The organism is Marinobacter bohaiensis, assembly GCF_003258515.1.
Classification (GTDB): Bacteria; Pseudomonadota; Gammaproteobacteria; order Pseudomonadales; family Oleiphilaceae; genus Marinobacter_A; species Marinobacter_A bohaiensis.
The window spans coordinates 16,449-33,789 of the sequence record NZ_QGEH01000008.1 but is presented as its reverse complement, the minus strand read 5'-3'; the positions used below and the strand labels follow the sequence as shown (position 1 = coordinate 33,789).

The 17,341-nt window shown below is 65.5% G+C and carries 18 protein-coding genes; 12 read left to right on the top strand and 6 right to left on the bottom strand.

Translation table 11 applies throughout. From position 1 onward, the window contains the following. The first annotated feature begins 272 nt into the window (after positions 1 to 272). Positions 273 to 1,637, top strand: coding sequence for a PAS domain-containing protein (locus tag DKK67_RS21090; protein ID WP_162628901.1), 1,365 nt, complete (start codon positions 273 to 275; stop codon positions 1,635 to 1,637). 25 nt (positions 1,638 to 1,662) lie between these two features. Here the strand turns inward: DKK67_RS21090 and DKK67_RS21085 are convergent, their stop codons facing one another. Beyond that, positions 1,663 to 1,911, bottom strand: a complete 249-nt coding sequence (locus DKK67_RS21085) for a CDGSH iron-sulfur domain-containing protein (RefSeq protein WP_111498509.1) — start codon at positions 1,909 to 1,911, stop codon at positions 1,663 to 1,665. Between the two features lie 170 nt (positions 1,912 to 2,081). On the opposite strand from DKK67_RS21085, the gene DKK67_RS21080 reads away from it, so the two are divergent. The 3 genes from DKK67_RS21080 to arsJ all read left to right on the top strand — a co-directional run bounded on the left by DKK67_RS21080 (position 2,082) and on the right by arsJ (position 5,134). Continuing rightward, positions 2,082 to 2,843 (top strand): metalloregulator ArsR/SmtB family transcription factor, encoded by a 762-nt coding sequence (locus tag DKK67_RS21080; protein ID WP_111498508.1) that lies wholly within the window; start codon positions 2,082 to 2,084, stop codon positions 2,841 to 2,843. Positions 2,844 to 2,915: 72 nt separating this feature from the next. Further along, positions 2,916 to 3,920, top strand: coding sequence for an ArsJ-associated glyceraldehyde-3-phosphate dehydrogenase (locus tag DKK67_RS21075; RefSeq protein ID WP_111498507.1), 1,005 nt, complete (start codon positions 2,916 to 2,918; stop codon positions 3,918 to 3,920). After that, positions 3,920 to 5,134 (top strand): organoarsenical effux MFS transporter ArsJ, encoded by a 1,215-nt coding sequence (gene arsJ, locus DKK67_RS21070; protein WP_111498506.1) that lies wholly within the window; start codon positions 3,920 to 3,922, stop codon positions 5,132 to 5,134. The genes DKK67_RS21075 and arsJ overlap by 1 nt, the downstream gene beginning before the upstream one ends. A gap of 2 nt (positions 5,135 to 5,136) precedes the next feature. On the opposite strand, the gene DKK67_RS21065 is transcribed toward arsJ, so the two are convergent. Then, complete coding sequence (locus tag DKK67_RS21065) at positions 5,137 to 6,216, bottom strand: patatin-like phospholipase family protein (RefSeq protein ID WP_111498505.1); 1,080 nt, start codon at positions 6,214 to 6,216, stop codon at positions 5,137 to 5,139. 157 nt (positions 6,217 to 6,373) lie between these two features. Between DKK67_RS21065 and DKK67_RS21060 the strand changes: the two genes are divergently transcribed. Next, a complete protein-coding gene (locus DKK67_RS21060; RefSeq protein ID WP_162628900.1) occupies positions 6,374 to 7,015 on the top strand; it encodes a TetR/AcrR family transcriptional regulator in 642 nt (213 codons plus the stop codon). 117 nt (positions 7,016 to 7,132) lie between these two features. Continuing rightward, a complete protein-coding gene (locus DKK67_RS21055; protein WP_111498503.1) occupies positions 7,133 to 8,194 on the top strand; it encodes a GGDEF domain-containing protein in 1,062 nt (353 codons plus the stop codon). 28 nt (positions 8,195 to 8,222) lie between these two features. Here the strand turns inward: DKK67_RS21055 and DKK67_RS21050 are convergent, their stop codons facing one another. Next, positions 8,223 to 9,134 (bottom strand): alpha/beta fold hydrolase, encoded by a 912-nt coding sequence (locus tag DKK67_RS21050; RefSeq protein ID WP_111498502.1) that lies wholly within the window; start codon positions 9,132 to 9,134, stop codon positions 8,223 to 8,225. Positions 9,135 to 9,521: 387 nt separating this feature from the next. Beyond that, entirely contained in the window at positions 9,522 to 9,677 is a 156-nt protein-coding gene (locus DKK67_RS21700; RefSeq protein ID WP_162628899.1) for a hypothetical protein, read from the bottom strand. A gap of 198 nt (positions 9,678 to 9,875) precedes the next feature. Between DKK67_RS21700 and folE the strand changes: the two genes are divergently transcribed. Both folE and DKK67_RS21035 read left to right on the top strand, forming a co-directional pair. Continuing rightward, positions 9,876 to 10,448: a GTP cyclohydrolase I FolE gene (gene folE / locus DKK67_RS21040; protein ID WP_111498500.1), complete on the top strand. Its 573-nt coding sequence runs from the start codon at positions 9,876 to 9,878 to the stop codon at positions 10,446 to 10,448. 4 nt (positions 10,449 to 10,452) lie between these two features. Further along, positions 10,453 to 11,175, top strand: coding sequence for an SDR family NAD(P)-dependent oxidoreductase (locus DKK67_RS21035; RefSeq protein WP_111498499.1), 723 nt, complete (start codon positions 10,453 to 10,455; stop codon positions 11,173 to 11,175). Here the strand turns inward: DKK67_RS21035 and folK are convergent. Beyond that, a complete protein-coding gene (folK, locus tag DKK67_RS21030; RefSeq protein WP_111498498.1) occupies positions 11,059 to 11,589 on the bottom strand; it encodes a 2-amino-4-hydroxy-6-hydroxymethyldihydropteridine diphosphokinase in 531 nt (176 codons plus the stop codon). The genes DKK67_RS21035 and folK overlap by 117 nt on opposite strands. Positions 11,590 to 11,659: 70 nt before the next feature. Further along, positions 11,660 to 12,388, bottom strand: coding sequence for an MBL fold metallo-hydrolase (locus tag DKK67_RS21025; RefSeq protein ID WP_111498497.1), 729 nt, complete (start codon positions 12,386 to 12,388; stop codon positions 11,660 to 11,662). Positions 12,389 to 12,541: 153 nt separating this feature from the next. Here DKK67_RS21025 and DKK67_RS21020 point away from each other — a divergent pair, with 153 nt between their 5' ends. The 4 genes from DKK67_RS21020 (at position 12,542) to DKK67_RS21005 (ending at position 17,322) form a co-directional block, all read left to right on the top strand. Beyond that, the gene (locus tag DKK67_RS21020; RefSeq protein ID WP_111498496.1) at positions 12,542 to 12,970 is read left to right on the top strand and encodes a CoA-binding protein; all 429 of its coding nucleotides are present in this window, start codon (positions 12,542 to 12,544) and stop codon (positions 12,968 to 12,970) included. Positions 12,971 to 13,488: 518 nt separating this feature from the next. Next, positions 13,489 to 14,478: an AEC family transporter gene (locus tag DKK67_RS21015; protein ID WP_162628898.1), complete on the top strand. Its 990-nt coding sequence runs from the start codon at positions 13,489 to 13,491 to the stop codon at positions 14,476 to 14,478. Positions 14,479 to 14,663: 185 nt separating this feature from the next. Then, positions 14,664 to 16,928 (top strand): putative bifunctional diguanylate cyclase/phosphodiesterase, encoded by a 2,265-nt coding sequence (locus DKK67_RS21010; RefSeq protein WP_228160729.1) that lies wholly within the window; start codon positions 14,664 to 14,666, stop codon positions 16,926 to 16,928. A 67-nt stretch (positions 16,929 to 16,995) separates the two neighbouring features. Then, positions 16,996 to 17,322, top strand: a complete 327-nt coding sequence (locus DKK67_RS21005; protein WP_111498494.1) for a hypothetical protein — start codon at positions 16,996 to 16,998, stop codon at positions 17,320 to 17,322. Positions 17,323 to 17,341: the final 19 nt, after the last annotated feature.

Genomic DNA, 17,341 nt, shown 5'->3' with positions numbered 1-17,341 from the left:
GCGCGGCGGCGACACTGGACGGTCACCGGGTCTCCCGCCTAGAGTTAAAAGGTCGACGACAATCACGGCGTCTCCGCTTTCGGCCCGTCCCCCGGGACGGCCGGGAACTTTTGCCGCCGTGCCGACGTCAGGGAAGGACGTGTCGGCGACGGTTGCCGTGAAACCATGCCAACGGGCGAGGGAGAAAGCCTATGGATCGGCCTTCAGGCCGGAGCCGCTCAATCTGGCCTCCGGTCATTGTTCTGCTCATCGGGCTGCTAGGTACGGGCGCAGTGGATCATTGGGTCAGCAAGAGCCTGGACAAGCAGACCCGGGCGCTGATCGACGCCCACCACGCCCAGTTCACCGACCTGGTACAGCAGAGCATCAACATGCGCCTGCAGGCCCTGGATGTCCTGGCGCGTACACTGGCGGGCGCCGATCACCCCGATGACGTGTTCCAGCGCCAGGCCAGCGGTCTGCTGCGCCGGATGCCGGACATCGTCAACGTCGACCGCATCGTGCGGATTTCCGACGCCCAGCGCGAACTGGTGGAACAGCAGCTGTCGCAGCGTTCCGGGCAGTTCATCACCCTGGGGCAGTGGCAGGAGAGCGGCTCTGTCAGCACCGCCGCCCGGCAGGACCAGTACTGGGTGGTGATGCAGGCGGCCCAGCGCCAGGGCGTCGCAGCTAGCCTCGGCCTGGTGGCGCCGTCGGTCCCCCACTGGCGCCAGCCCATCGATACCGCGCTCAGCCACGACAAGGTATCCGCCACGGCCCAGACCCACCTCCGCCGCAATGGCACCAGCGAATTCGCCGTGCGTCTGTTCCGGTCGCTCGACGATGGCTCCCTGGTGAGCCTGGCCTTCTCCCCCGACCAGCTGCTGCGCGAAGCTCTGCCGGCGCGCATGAGCCCGGCACTGCAGGTGACGGTGTTCGATCTGGACCAACACCTGAAAAGCCCGCTGTTCGCCACGGACAGGCTGGAACAGCCGCGCATGGCCTGGGCGTTGCGCTCGGCCATCAGCCTGGCGGACCGGGAATGGATCCTCACCACCATTCCCGACAAGCATTTCATGAGCGCGCCGGCCGAACGCATCGGGCAGATCATCTGGCTGGTGGGTCTGGCGGCCAGTCTCCTGGCGGCGATCGTTATCTGGCTGTTGGCCCAGCGCCTGAACCGGGAACAGATCGCGCACGCCACCGCCCAGCGCCTGCTGGACGCGGAAAACCAGATGCTGGAAAACGCCCGCATCGAAAAAAGCGCCCTCAAAAATGCCCTGCAGGACAGCGAGCAGCGCAGCCGCGACCTGGTGGAAATCGCCGGCAGCACGACGGCGGAACTGGACGAACAGGGCCGTATCGGTTTCATCTCGGCCCAGGTGGTGGACCTGCTGGGCGTACCGCCCGCGCGCCTTCATAACCGGTCGCTGCGCGACCTGGTCGCCGCCAACGACCGCACCCGCTATGACCAGTGCCTGTCCGCCGCACGCACCGAGAAACGGGTGGAGCGGATCGACCTGAACCTGCATCTGGATGAGCAGTCACCGGTGCCCGCCACCCTGCGCATCAAGCCGGTGGTGGACACGCTCACCGGCTGCAGCGGTTTCCGCCTGTCGCTCCAGGCCCGCAGCGCCACCACCGTACCGGCCGACTGACCCCTCACGACCACCGGGGCGCCCACTATAATTGACGATGGGAGCCGTCGCAGAACGGCGGCTCCCCCGTCTGCTTGCAGCCGCAGAACCAGATCCACTCCTCGCGATCGGCCCGGAAGCGGACCGGTCGAAACCCGGTCCCCTTGTGTGAACCGTCGCAGAACGGCTGGCTCCCGCTCAGCCCGCACTGGCACCAGAAGTAGTCCTTTCCCTTCTCCACCAGCACGGCGCAGGGCGTGGTCCGGGCAACATGGGGTTTGTCCAACGCTGACATCAAGCACCTCCACACCAATGTGACGGCTTTCCCGGCCAGCCCAGTCGATGCATGAGCCGACCGAGGTTACGTCCTGCCTTCAGTATAGAGTGCGGCCACTCTTCACTTCATTGCATACGCCATCATATTCACATATTGTTATATGCATTAATTCACATAAGGTGACGCCGATGAACCAGCGCCGCGTGCTTTTCGTCTGCAACTCCAACAGCGCCCGCTCCCTGATGGCCGAGGCGGTTCTGCGGGATATCGCCCCGGACAGGTTCGAGGTCGCCAGTGCCGGCACCAGCCCGGAAGCGCCCCACCCCCTGGCCCTGCAGTGCCTCGAAGAGGCGAGACTGGCCACCAGCGCCCTGCACAGCAAGTCCATCGACTCGGTCAAGAACGAGCACTGGGACTACATCATCACCCTGTGCGACAAGGCCGCCCAGGAACCCCTGCCGCTGGATTCCGTGGGCCAGACCATCGCCTGGGACTTTCCCGACCCGGTCCCCGCCAACCGCCACGCCACCTTCGCCCTGGTGCTGAAAGACCTGCGCGAGCGCATCAAGCTGTTCGTGATGGTGCACCAGAAGGAAGTCCGGAGTTCGGAGCATTACCCGCCGGCGCCGGTTTTCAAGGCCCTCGGCGACGAGGGGCGCCTGGCCATCATGCTGCTGATCGCGCGCCACCGGGAGCTGTGCGTCTGCGAGTTGGTGGCGGCTCTGGATGCGTCGCAGCCCACCATCAGCCGCCAACTGGGGCAGCTGCGGGAACGTCACCTGCTGGTGGACGAGCGCCGCGGCCAGTGGGTCTATTACCGCTTGCACCCGGCTCTGCCGGACTGGCTGGTCACCGCCCTCGGGGAGACCGACGCCGCCAATCCGGCCCTGCTCGACACCGAGGAAGAGCGCCTGAGCAACATGCCCAATCGGCCGGAAAACTGCGCCTGACGCCGCCCCGGCCCCTGGGCGTACGCCTCGCTCTCCCAAGCCACAAGTCACAAGCCAATCAGCGAGAAAGCCATGAGCACAGTCACCTTCGGTATCAACGGTTTTGGACGCATCGGCCGGCTAGCCCTGCGCGCCGCCTTCGACTGGCCCGACATGCAATGCGTCGCCATCAACGACCCGGGCGCCGACGCCGCCACCCTCGCCCACCTGCTCAACTTCGACAGCGTGCACGGTCAGTGGCACCACAACGCCGAGGCCGATGGCGACGCCCTGCTGATCGACGGCCGCCGCATAGCCGTCAGCGGCAATACCGCCATCGCCGACAGCGGCTGGTCCGGCTGCGATCTGGTGATCGAAGCCAGCGGCCGCATGCGCCAGGTCGACCGGCTGCAGGCCTTCCTGGACCAGGGCGTGAAACGCGTGGTGGTCACCGCCCCGGTGAAGGAAGCCGGCGCCCGCAACATCGTCATGGGCGTCAACGACGACACCTTCGACCCGGCCACTGACCGCATCGTCACTGCCGCGTCCTGCACCACCAACTGCCTGGCGCCGGTGGTCAAGGTGATCCACGAACGGCTGGGCATCCGCCACGGCTCGATCACCACCATCCACAGCCTGACCAACACCCAGACCATCGTCGACGCACCTCACAAGGACCTGCGCCGGGCCCGGGCCTGCGGCAGCTCGCTGATTCCCACCAGCACCGGTTCGGCCACCGCCATCATCGAGATTTTCCCGGAACTGAAAGGCCGCCTCGATGGCCACGCGGTGCGGGTGCCGCTGACCAACGCCTCGCTGACCGACTGCGTGTTCGAGGTGGAGCAGGCCACCGACGCGGACGCGGTCAACGCCATGCTGCGCGACGCCGCCGAGGACGAGCTGAACGGCATCCTCGGCTATGAGGAGCGACCACTGGTGTCCATCGACTACCGCACCGACCCTCGCTCGGCAATCGTCGACGCGCCCATGACCCGGGTGATCAACGGCACCCAGGTGAAAATCTACGCCTGGTACGACAACGAATGGGGTTACGCCAACCGCACCATGGAACTGGCGCGCAAGGTGGGAGAGGCCTAGTGTCCCCGGCCATTCGCCAGTACCTGATCATCACCGGCAACTACTGGGCCTTTACCCTCACCGACGGCGCCCTGCGCATGCTGGTGGTGCTGCATTTCCACGAGTTGGGCTACTCGCCGCTGGAGATCGCCCTGCTGTTCCTGTTCTACGAGTTCTTCGGCGTGGTGACCAACCTGGTGGGCGGCTACCTGGGCGCGCGCCTGGGCCTGAACCGCACCATGAACATTGGCCTGTTCCTGCAGATCCTGGCGCTGGGCCTGCTGGCGGTGCCGGCGGCGATGCTCAGCGTGCCCTGGGTGATGGCGGCGCAGGCCCTGTCCGGCATCGCCAAGGACCTGAACAAGATGTCCGCCAAAAGCGGCATCAAGCTGCTGGTCCCCGATACCGAACAAGGCAAGCTGTATCGCTGGGTGGCCCTGCTGACCGGCTCCAAGAACACCCTCAAGGGGGTCGGGTTCTTTCTCGGCGGTGCCCTGCTGATGCTGGCCGGCTTCCGCGGCGCGGTGGTCCTGATGGCGTCGGTGCTGGCGCTGGTGTGGCTGGCCAGCCTCGTGCTGCTGGGCCGGGACCTGGGTCGAAGCAAGGCGAAACCCAAGTTCACCGACATGCTCTCCAAGAGCCGGGCCATCAACGCCCTGTCGGCGGCGCGACTGTGCCTGTTCGGCGCTCGCGACGTGTGGTTCGTGGTGGCCCTGCCGGTGTACCTGCACACCGCGTTTGGCTGGGATTTCTGGAAAGTGGGCGGCTTCCTGGCCCTATGGGTGATCGGCTACGGCGTGGTGCAGACCCTGGCGCCGCGCCTGACCGGGCGCGACCGCGCGGTGCCGCCCGGTCGATCCGCCGCAATGGCCTGGGCCGGCGTGCTGGCCCTGATGCCCGCGGCCATCGCCATCGGCCTCGACCAGGGCCTGCCGGCACGGCCGGTCCTGCTCGGTGGGCTGCTGCTGTTCGGCGTGCTGTTCGCGCTGAACTCCTCGCTGCACAGCTACCTGATCGTGCGTTTTGCCCGCAGCGACGGGGTGTCGCTGGATGTGGGGTTCTACTACATGTCCAACGCCGCCGGACGACTGCTGGGCACGCTGCTGTCCGGCTGGGTGTTCCAGAGTTACGGCCTGGTCGCCTGCCTGTGGATCTCCTGCGCGCTGGTGGTGGCCGCCGCCTTGCTCACCCGCGCCCTGCCCGAACCGGAACCGGTTGCGGCCAACGCGTCATAGACTCAGAGCGGCTGCACCACCTCGGCGATGCGGCCGCTGTCCACCAGGTCCAGGAAGGCATCGCCCAGCCGGTCGCTTTCGGCCACGGCGCCGCGCCAGGCTTTCTCGCGGGCGTCATCCCGGCCCAGGTAGCGCTCGAAGTCCTTGCGGTCCGGCAGCTTGCCGTCTGGCAGGCTCTCCAGGTATGGCTTCGACGGGGCCACCAGCACCACATCCTGCAAACGGGTGCCGTCGCCGCGGCGCCAGGGCAGCGACTTGTCGAACCAGCCTGGCACCACGCGGTCGGTGAAGTGGGGATAAAGCACCACACCGGGCTGCTCGTAGGGCAGGTCCAGGTGGTAATCGAGCAGCCCGCCGTCGCGGTAGACGCCGTCCGGGGCGCCGGCGATGCCGGGCACCCCGTCCATCACCATGGGAATCGACGCCGACGCCAGCAGCGCCGCCATCAGATTGTCGCGGGTGAGGGAAACCTGGTGGCTCTGGAAGTCGATCAGGTCGCCGAGCGGCGCCCGCTCACGCGGGTCGTGCAGGATGCCCCGCTCCATGAACCGGCCCAGATGGCGACGGCTGACCATGTTGGCGCTGATAGCCGTCATCAGCCCCAGCGCCAGGCGGCCGCGGGTGTTGTGTTCCAGCATCCCGCGGCTGCGGACCACGACGATGTTGAGGCGATAGTCCGGGTGATTGAGGATGGCGTCCTCACGACCCGCCAGCAGCTCCTCCAGGAAAACCACGCAGCGCCGGGTCACTTCGGCGGTGCTGACGCCCTTGGGAAAACGCTGGGTGGTGTACAGCTCCGCCAGCCGGGCCAGTTGCGACACCGGATCGCCCGAAGCCACGGCGGCAAAGCGCCAACTGCCGATCGACGCCCCGATCAGCGAGCGCACCTGCGGCGCCCGCGGCAACCATTCACCGAACACCGCCTTGTCCAGGCCACTGATCCCAAGCGCTTTCGGGCCACCGGCCGCTCCCGGAACCACGTGCACGTCCGCCGGGCTCAGGCCCTGTTCGCGAATACGGGCGTAGGCACGGCGACCGGCGCGGATGGTGAGAAGCGAAGAGTCTGGAGTGGCGGTGGACATGGCAGTTTCCTGTACGGCACAGACGATGTGAGCGCGAGTGTATGCAATATCCGCCCGGGCAACCAGCCCGTCATTGGCCACGGGCAACACCGGCAGCGGCCTGATCCGGCGACGCCCCTGGGTTATACTGCGGCGGAATCCGACACAGGTCTCCGGCATGGCCCGCGCGAATCACGGCGAAGCGACCCGCAACAAGATCCTCATCACCGCTCTGGCACTCTACGCCCGCCATGGGCTGGACGGGGTATCGCTGCGCACCATCAGCGCGGAATCCGGCACCCGCAACTCGGCGGCCGCGCACTATCATTTCGGCAGTCGGCTGGGGCTGCTGGAAGCCGTCGTCACGCACATCACTGATCATACACGGCCGCAGTTCGAGACCGGTTTTACGGCCATCGAAGCGGCCCCGGCGCCGTCCCTGCGGGACGTGGTCAAGGCCATGACGGCTCCCTACCTGGCGCTGACCCTGACCCCGGACTGGGGCCCGGCCGCGCTGCGTTTCATGGCCCACCTGCACGCCGACAACACGCCGGAGATTGCCCAGTTGCTGAACCGTCACTTCCGGCCGGACATTGAGCGCATCGAGGCCCAACTGTGCCGCTCCCTGCCGGACGTTCCCCGGGACGTGCTGCGCATCCGCCTGGCGTTCACGGTGGTCAGCCTGATTCACGGGGCGGCGGAAATCGACCTGCTGTCGAATACGCCGTTCGGCAACATCCGCCCCGACGACCACACCCTGTTCACCTATTTCGTCGATTTCATCGAAGGTGGCCTGGCCGCGCGCCCGGCACCTCACTGAAACGATCCGGCGACTTTCCCTCCACCGGATCCGTGCTATAACTGGGCATTAACGAGTCGTGCACGATGGAATCCAACCCGCGCCGGAATCCGCGGGCTGCAGGAGCGCAGAGTGGGCATGCAGTACTTGACCGGGGTAACCCAGACCAACCCGACAGACACCATCCTCGGCTACCGGCGCCAGATCATCTACCACCTGCATTTCTGGTCCCTGGTCGCCCTGGCGCCGCTGACGCTGGTGCAATGGGAAGCGGGCAACCCCCTGCTGGCGGTCATGCTGGGGCTGTTCTGCCTGGGTCTGGTGATTGTCATCCTGCTGCTGCGCCTGCGCGACCGCTACCTGTTCCACGGCCGTCTGTTCGCTGTGTTCGCGGTGGCCTGCTGTATTTACTCGACGCTGATCAACGACCACAACGGGCTCTACTGGGCCTACCCGGCCATCGCCGCCATATTTTTCCTGCTGCCCATGCGCGATGCGCTGCTGACGGTGTGCGTGCTCGTCACCAGCCTGTCCGCCATCGCCCTGCAACAGTTCCCCAGCACCGAGTTCTGGCGCATCACCTGTTCACTGGCCCTGACCGGCACGTTCACCGCGGTCTTCGCCTGGCTGGTGGGCCGCATGCAGCTGGAACTGACCAACCTGGCCACCACCGATCCCCTGACCGGCTGCCTCAACCGCAGCCAGATGGCGCAGATGCTGAACGGTCAGATCCAGATGCGGGAGCGGTACGAGCGGGTGGCCAGCCTGATCCTGATCGATCTGGACCACTTCAAGCACATTAACGACCGCTGGGGCCACGCCGTCGGCGACCAGGTGCTCAAGGAGGCAGCGGAGCGCCTGCGCCGGCGTCTGCGGGAAACCGATTACCTGTTCCGCATTGGCGGCGAGGAGTTCCTGATCGTGCTGCCGGAGACCCGTCAGAAAGCCGCGGAAGAGCTGGCCCGCCAGCTGCTGACCACGATCAGCTACGCGCCTTTCGGCAACGGCGTCCAGACCACCGCAAGCGCCGGCGTGACCGAGGTGATACAGGGGGAAACCTGGTCCACCTGGCTCAATCGGGCGGACCAGGCGCTCTACAGCGCCAAGGATGCGGGCCGCAACCGGAGCATCACCCTGCGCGGATCACCGCGGGAAGGTAGCGCCGGAGCAAACTCGGCGCAGCTGGCCGGCAACGACTGAACCACAGCGCCCTGCAGCCAAAGCACCGTTACAGACGGGCGTGAAAGTCCCGCACCGCCTCGAACACCTGTACCGGATTCTCGAAGTGGGGGTAATGCCCGACGCCTTCCAGGGCGACGACATCCGGCCGCGGCACCAGTTGGCGATAGCGGTCCGCCATGGCCAGACCCGACACCGGGTCATCGGTTCCGGAAATCAGCCGCAGCGGCTGTTTCGCCTGCTGCAACGCATTGACCCAGCGGTTGCGGTGACAACGACGCTCATCCATGTAATGGATCAGCCGGTGCAGGATGCCGCGACCGTTGTTGTACTCCAGCAGCTGCCAGAAGCAGGCCAGCTCCCGACGCGTGGGCTGGGTATGGTGGCCGAACAACCGCGAGAAGTTGTAGTCGAACATACGGCGCGTCAGGCCCCGGCTGATCAGACTGCCCATCCGGCCGCACAGCAGCTTCTGGATGAGCAGCGGCTGGTGCACTTCCGGAAACAGTGCGCCGTTGAGGAAACAGGCGCTGCGAATACGGAACGGCAGGCCACCTTCCTGGTCCCGCGCCAGCAGTTCCTGGGCGACGCTGTTGCCGTAGTCGTGGGCCAGCAGGTGAACCGAGTCGACGCCCAGCGCCTCCAGCCAGCCCTCATGCAGGTCCGCCTGATCGACGATGCTGTAAGGGTAGTCCGGGGGCTTGTCGGAGAAGCCGAACCCCAGCATATCCGCCACCAGCACCCGGTGTGACGCGCACAGGGGCGACCAGACCCGGTTCCAGTCCCAGGAGGCTGTCGGAAAACCATGCAGCAGCAAAAGGGTCTCGCCCTGACCCTCCATGCGACTGAAGATGGCATGTTCACCGTAGGCAAACCATTTGCCGCCCTGCTGCCAGCGCCTGACGGGGATTCCCGCCGCCCTGCCGGCGGATGGCATGCCCAGGGAAACCATACGTTCCATATGTCCCATTCCGTCCAGAGTGCCTGTTTATTGTCCAGAATTTACGTTTTCGGTCGCATCTGTAAAGCGAACTTTACACCCGGGCATCCGACGTACTGCGACCGCGCCCATTATTCCCCAGCCTAGACCATCCCGGCGCCGGAAGGCACGGCAAGTCAGGTCGTTACGTCCCGCTTGTGAGCGGCGTCCGCCACAGTGGCGCGTGGTACGGAACCTGCATCGTCTGACAGGGAGGCTTTTGGAGACCGACCGGACTCCGGGAACCTGCCATCGATGAAAACAGTGGTTGAAAAACGGACGATCCCCCACAGTCATTAATCAAGGGGGATCGGGTGTAAACAGGGTCGTTGAGAAGTCGTGTGAGGTCCTGCCATGTGTATCACCGAATCAATCGAGCCAGACGAACGGGACAGCGAAAAACTGAACCGCCTGTACCATCTCAAACAACAGCAACTCAGACGCGCCGGTGGTGGCCACCGACGGGACAGTCTCCTGTGTCAGGTGCTCGCCGCCGAAGCCGATGCCATCAGCACCGCTCTTCATCGCCGGCATCCCGAATCGGGCTGAGCGGACACAGGTCATCGGACGGGCCGCCCGGGATTTGGGATTTGGGCAGAAAATGCCTTAGTCTTCGGAAAAACCGCCCCGGGCGCGCCACGCTCACGGTCGGGTCTCATCCACCCGGCGCCGGCGGACGTAGAGTCCGGGGCAGGAAGACGTTCACGCCCAGAGACGAGCCGCATGACCGACAAGACCGAGACGATTGCCCAGCACTACCAGCAGATCATGGAGCAGTTGGGTGAGGACACCAGCCGCGAGGGGCTGGCGAAAACCCCGGAGCGGGCCGCCAAGGCCATGGCCTTTCTCACCCGGGGCTACGAGCAGGACCTGGAGAGCGTGGTCAACGGCGCCACCTTCGAATCCGATATGGACGAGATGGTGGTGGTCCAGGACATCGAGCTCTACAGCCTGTGCGAACACCATCTGCTGCCGTTCATCGGCAAGTGCCACATCGCCTACATTCCCCAGGGCCGTGTGCTGGGGCTGTCCAAGCTGGCGCGCATCGTCGATATGTACGCGCGGCGCTTCCAGATCCAGGAAAACCTGACCCGCCAGATCGCCGAAGCCATCGAGCAGGTCACCGGTGCCCAGGGCGTCGGCGTGGTCATCGAGGCGCAGCATATGTGCATGATGATGCGGGGTGTGGAGAAACAGAATTCCGTGATGAAAACGTCGGTCATGCTGGGCAGTTTCCGCAAGTCCCAGGCCACGCGGACCGAATTCCTGCAACTGATCAGCCACCGTTCCGGATAACGCCATGACTCTACCCGCTGCCGTCGTCACCGGTGCCGGCCGCCGCCTCGGCTTCGAGCTTAGCAAGGCGCTGCTGGCCCGCGATTACCAGGTCTTCGCCCTTTACCGCACCGCCACCGATGAGCTGGAAAAGCTGCGTGAGGCGGGCGCCACCCTGATCCAGGTGGACCTGTCCGATAACCACAGCCTGTCCCAGGCGATCGACCGAATCCGGCGCACCAGCCACCTGAAAGTGCTGATCAACAACGCCTCGGAATTCGAGCCCAACCCGGACGATCGTGATGACCTGGCGCAGCTGTCCGAGCGCTTGTTCCGCACCAACACCATCGCCCCCATGCTGTTGATCGAGGGGCTGGCGGACACCCTGGCCAAGGCCGGCCGCGGACACGGCTGGCTGCCGGTGATCATCAACATCACCGACATTTTCGCCGAGAAACCCAACCCGCAGTACGCCGCCTACTGCGCCACCAAGGCGGCTCTGGCCAACCTGACCCTGAGCTACGCCCAGTCGCTGGCGCCGGAGGTGCGGGTCAACGCCATCATGCCCGGGCCGATCCGCTTCCTGCCGCGACATACGGACGCGGAGAAGGCCACGGTCATGTCGGAAACGCTACTGGCCCGGGAAGGCGGTTTCGAAAGTGTGGTCAAGCAGGCCCTGGCGCTGATCGACAACGATTTCATGACCGGTGCCATGATCCCAGTGGACGGTGGCCGTCGCCTCGCCTAGCCGGCCATCCCCCAGCGCCACCCGGCGTACCTCGTCGGGCCTGACCCGGCCTTCCAGCAGGCGGCGGAAATAATCCTCCTCCACCGCGTCGCCGGTGAGTGGGCCGTGCTCGGACACCTCCAAAATATCGATGTCGATGGGGCGGTCCTTGCGGCTGGAATCGGGGTCGCTGCGGTCGCGCCCCAGTTCCGCCTCGATGCGGTTAAACCAGGCCTTGAGCGCGGCGACCGGTAGCGGCGACTGCAGTACCACCAGCGCATTGAGGAAATCCCGCTCGGTATCGATGCCCTGGGGCCGGGTGACGACGACCGGGCTGACCCGCAGCCGCCCCAACCGCCGCACCAGACTGTCCAGCGCCCGCGGCAGGTTATTCACCGGGTCGATGTTGCTTCCCAGACCGCACAGGTACCACATACCTAGCTCACACCTCTCAACATGCTGAAGCCTCTTGATACGCTCGCCGCGGCTGAGCCGATTGCCGCGCTCACAGCTCGAACACCTGGCCCTGACGCGCAAAGCCGGCAAATTCGCCGGCCACCGCCGCTTCGAAGTCGGCGAAATGGTCCTCGTAACTCATCAGGTACATCCGCTGGCGCACCTCGGCGGGATAGGTTTCGCGCAGTTCGCTGAGGCTGGCATGCACCGGGTTCCAGTCCGCCAGGGTGCAGTCGTGCAGGATCACCGCCGGATCCCGCCGCGCCACTTCCGCGGGAATCGGCCGGGTGTCGCCGCTGAACAGCAGGCCGTCGTTGATGCACAGACCGTAGGACGGCTTGTTGGGGGTATGGGCGTTCTGGAAATATTCCAGCGCCACGCCCTCGAATTCGAAACCGCCGTCGTCCAGGTGCACCACCTCGAAATAGTCGTCCAGGGTCGCCGGCCCTTCGCCGACGGTTCCCATCACGCCCTTGAGGGTCTGCTCCCAGAGTTCGTCGTAGACCCCTGGCGGCAGGAACAGGCGTGGCCGGAAACCGTAGCGGAAGCGGCATTCGATGGCCATGCGCTCCAGCCCGAAGCAGTGATCGGCGTGGACGTGGGTGATGAAAACACCGGCAATGTCCCCGAAATCCAGGGACAGGTCCCGCAGCGCGTACTTGATGGTGTAGCCGGCATCGATCAGCAATCGCTGCTCGCCGACCGTCACCAGGGCGTTGTTGTTCCAGTGGGCCATGGCTTCCGAGTGGCCCACGCCGGTCATGGTCAGGGTGGCCATGCTGTCTGTTCGCTCCTGCCGGTTTCGGGGAAGACTTGTCCGGGCCGCTGAATCTGGTCCAGAATCGGCCAGAGCCAACTTTACCCGTCCGGCCCGGGTGCGGCCAGCCCGCGCCATGGCCCGATCCATGAAACCGAACGGCCTGGAATCATTATGACCCGTCCCGAGCAGATCCGCCGGATCCTGGAAAGTGTGCGCACCATCGCCCTGGTGGGCGCTTCGGAGAAACCCCACCGCGACAGCCACGCGGTCATGGCCTACCTGCAGGGACGCGGCTACCGGGTGATACCGGTCAACCCGCGCCTGGCCGGCGGCACCCTGCTGGGCGAGACCGTCTACCCCAACATCAGCGCCATCCCCGAGCCGGTGGACATGGTCGACCTGTTCCTGGCCAGTCACCGGGTCGGCGCGGTGGTGGACGAAGCCCTGCGCAAACCCGGCGTGCGCGTGATCTGGATGCAGATCGGTGTCATCGATGAGGACGCCGCCCAACGCGCCGAAGACGCCGGCCTGGAAGTGGTGATGGATCGCTGCCCCAAGCAGGAAATTCCCCGCCTGGGCGTGGCGCTGGCCACCTCCTGATAGCCGGCCGGCGCCGGGTGTCGCGTTTCTTTACAACCCGTCCCAATGCGTCTTAAGGCGATGTCTCAAGTTCGCCCGACAAATCCACCCCGTTTTGACGAGTTTTCACAAAACGGTCTTTTTCTTGCGCCACATTAAATAAGAGGTACCGAACAGGACATGGGCTTCAAACGCCCACCGCATGAACCAAGACGCCAGCACGCCGGCAACCGGTCACCGTGACCGCCCGGCGCGCCGCCCCGGGAGGTGCAGGATGGTCGATCACCTGGTTTCGTTCGCAAAGATTGCCGCCGTGACGGCGCTGTTCATCCTCGCTTCGGCGTACGCCGGCAGCCCGGGGCTGGGTTTCTAGCAGCCTCCGTCGCAGCCTGACTGACCCGCCACCCGCGGTCACGGGCCCCGCTTGAATTCTCACCGCCGCTCGGCAAAAATCGGCGTGTGGCGAGACGCCCTGCTGTCCGCCCCAACCGCACCGCCGGTCAGCCCTGCCCAACCCGGAACCAACACCCCGGACCGTAGTGCATTCCCCCGCCGGCACGCCCATCGACCCAAGGAACGCCGTGACCTACTTCGATAACCTGCTGTTCTCGCTGTCCGTCACCGCGCCGATATTCCTCGTCATGGCCGCCGGCTGGCTGCTGCGCCGCCTGCGCTGGATCGACGACCACTTTGTCGAGACCGGCTCCAGGCTGGTCTACAGCCTTGCCCTGCCGGCCCTGATCATTACCAGCCTGGTCAAGGTGGACCTGGGGGAAATGGTGCATCCGCGCCACGTCGGCTATGGGGTGGTCGCCTCTCTCGCCAGCTTCCTGGTGCTGTGGCTGATCAGTGCCTACTGGCCCGGGCCGGGACGCGATCGCGGCGTCTTCGTGCAGGGGGCCTTTCGCGGCAACCTCGGCATCATCGGCGTCGCCGTCTGCGCCAGTCTCTACGGCAGTACCGGCCTGGCCATCGGTTCCGTGCTGCTGGCCGGTATCACGCTGACCTACAACATCCTGTCGGTCTATGCCCTGAGCGCCTCCGGCAGCAGCCGGCTGTCGATGTCGGCGCTGGTCAAGGGCATGCTGCGCAACCCACTGATCATCAGCATCCTGATCGGCCTGCTGCTGGCGGGATTGAAAGTGCCCGTACCGGACCTGATCCTGACCAGCGCTGCCTACTTCGGCCAGATGACCCTGCCGCTGGCCCTATTGTGCGTGGGCGCCACGCTCAGCCTCGATGCACTGCGCCACGGCTCAGCCCTGGCTTTTACCGCCACCGCCATCAAACTGGTGGCCATTCCCCTGCTGCTCACCCTCGGCGCCATCCAGTTCGATTTCTCGCCGCTGGAGCTGGGCACCCTGTTCGCCATGTTCGCGGCCCCCACCGCCACCGTCAGCTACGTGATGGCCCGCAGCCTGGGCGGCAACCATCAACTGGCCGCCAGCATCATCGCCATGACGACCCTGTTCGCCCCCGTCTCCCTGAGCGTCGGCATTTACGTGATGCGCAGCCTGGGCCTGATCTAGGCCGTCCCTGACCTCACCCATGACGGCCGCGGCAAAAGTGAGCGGCGCGCCATGTTTTTTTGGCACCAATTGCAAATACTTGTAAATTCCAATGAAGTCTCGCGGCGACTTGCCGACAATCCAACAAGTACCCCCCATTCATCCCGGGACGGCTCGCCATTCATCCCAGGACCCATAGGAACGCCATGTCCAACCAGTCTTACCGCAGCGCCCGGCGTTTCCGACGGATGATCGGCAGCCCCTTCCTGGCCCTGGCTCTGCTGGCGATCTTCGTCGTGCTGGCGGTGGTGATCTGGCAGGGCAGCGAGCGCCAGGTCCAGAACCAGGTCGCCTTGACCGTGGACGCCGAAGCCCAGGCGCTGGTGCGCGAGCTGGAGGCGGACTTCCGCAGCCACGTCCAGGCGCTGGATCGAATGGCCCGGCGCCGCGCCACCACCCCCGACATGCCTGAAACCATCTGGCGGGCCGACGCGGAACGCTACCTGCGGGACTTCGGACACTACCAGGCCATCGAGTGGATAGGACCGGACCGGCGCATCCGCTGGGTCGCCCCCATGGCGGGGAACAGGCAGGTGGTGGGCTTCAACGTCGCCTTCAACGAAGAGCGACGACAAAGCCTGCTCGACGCCACCCGCCAGCGGCGCATCGACTATTCCGGCATCATTGAACTGCGCCAGGGCGGCACCGGCCTGGTGATCTACGCGCCCATCGTCACCGCCGACGGCACCGACCTGGGCTTCATCGCCGGCGTGTTCCGTATGGATGGGCTGCTTGAGGCCCTGATCACGCCGCGCATCCGCGAGCATTTCCGGGTCGATGTGGAAGAGCGCGGTGTTATCCGCTATCCCGTACTGCCCGAGGGCGCCGTCAATACGTCGATCACGCGTCGGGTACCACTGTCGATTCCGGGACTCGACTGGAGCCTGCGCGTCTCCCCCACCCACGCCTGGGTGGAGCGACACGAGGGGCGCTGGCCCTGGCTGGCGCTGATCGCCATCGCTGCGCTGGGCATCCTGATCAGCCTGCTGGTGTGGCTCAGCCAGATGCTGTTGCGCCGGAATGCCGCGCTGGAATCCACACAACAGGCCCTGCGCGAGGAAATCCGCGAGCGCGAGTCGGTGCAACAGGACCTGGCCCGCATCGAATCCACCGACGCCCTGACCGGCCTGGCCAACCGGCGCTTCTTCATGGAAGACCTGGACCACACGCTGGCCATCGCCGACCGACAGTACCGCCAGGTGGCGCTGATCCTGCTGGACCTGGACCGCTTCCAAGTGCTCAACGACACCCTGGGCCACCAGTTCGGTGACGAGTTGCTGATCCGCGTGGCGGACCGGCTCAACCGCCTCAGCAGCGAGCGCGTGCTGGTGGCCTACTCCAGCGGCGACGAATTCATGCTCTGCCAGCAGCAGATCGACGACATCGACGACGTCATCGCCCTGCTGGGGCAGGTCAAACAGTGTTTTGTCGAGCCGTTCGAGATCCAGAACCAGGACCACGCCATTACCGCCACCATGGGCGTGGCCATCTATCCCCAGAGCGGGCTGGACGCCGACCTGCTGCTGCGCAACGCCGATGTGGCTCTGTACCAGGCCAAGGCCAGCGGGCGCAATCACTACCAGTTCTACACCGAAGGCATGCACGCCAAGGAGGTGCAGCGGCTGGAGCTGGACAAGGACCTCAACCGCGCCCTGAGCGAAAACCAGTTTGTTCTCCACTTCCAGCCCCAACTGGACCTGTCCACCCAGCAGGTCGGCAGCGTCGAGGCGCTGGTGCGCTGGCAGCATCCCACCCGCGGCCTGCTGCCACCGTCCGACTTCATCCCGCTGGCCGAGGAAAGCGGGCGCATCGCCGATATCGGGCGTTGGGTGGCCATGGCCGCGTGCCAGCAGCTTGCCGCCTGGCGCGACGGCCCCCTTTCGCACCTGCGCATCGCCATCAACCTGTCCGGTCGCGAGCTGGAGGACAGTCACCTAGTGGAAAACATCGAGCGGATGCTGCGCCAGTACCAGATCCGCCCGGAACGGCTGGAAGTGGAGCTGACCGAGGAAATCTTCATCGAGAATCTCGATCACAACCTGGACCAGCTCAAGCGCCTCAGCGGGCTGGGCATCCACCTGGCCATCGACGATTTCGGCACCGGCTATTCGTCACTGGCCTACCTGCGGAATTTCCCGGTGGACCTGCTGAAGATCGACCGCGCGTTCATCACCCGCGTGACCGAGCGCTACGACGACGCCATCATCACCCGCGCCGTCATCAACCTGGCCCACAACCTGGGCATTCAGGTGGCAGCCGAAGGCATCGAGACGCAGGAACAGCTGGCGTTTCTGTCTTCGCACCGCTGCGACCTGGCCCAGGGCTACTTCATCGGCCGCCCCATGCCGGCGACGCAGTTGGAGAGTTTCCTCGCCGACCGCACCGGAATGGCCACCCAATTCCACCAGTGAACGGGTCCGGGCAGTGGTTCGTAAACCACGGTAGAATGAGCCCAAACCCGATTTTCGCCGGAGCCCCATGGATACACCGACGCCGACCTACCTGACACCGGAACAGGATCAGCGCATCCGCCGCTGGGAACGCTGGAACCGTCGCTACTTCATCTTCGCCTTCATCACCCTGATCGTGCTGCTGGTGTTCAGCAGCCAGCTCGGTGTGTCCAGCGGCGATGAGTGGGGCGCCCTGGGCCCGCTGCTGGCCGCGTTTATTGCGCCGATCATCGTGATGCAGTTGCGCCTGAGCTGCCCCGCCTGCGGCGAACGCATCGGCTGGCAGGCCAAGTTGCAGGCGCCGGATCAGTGCCGCCATTGCCAGACCTTCCTGCGGGCGCGCCAGTCACACTGACCCCTCGGATTTTCCTTGA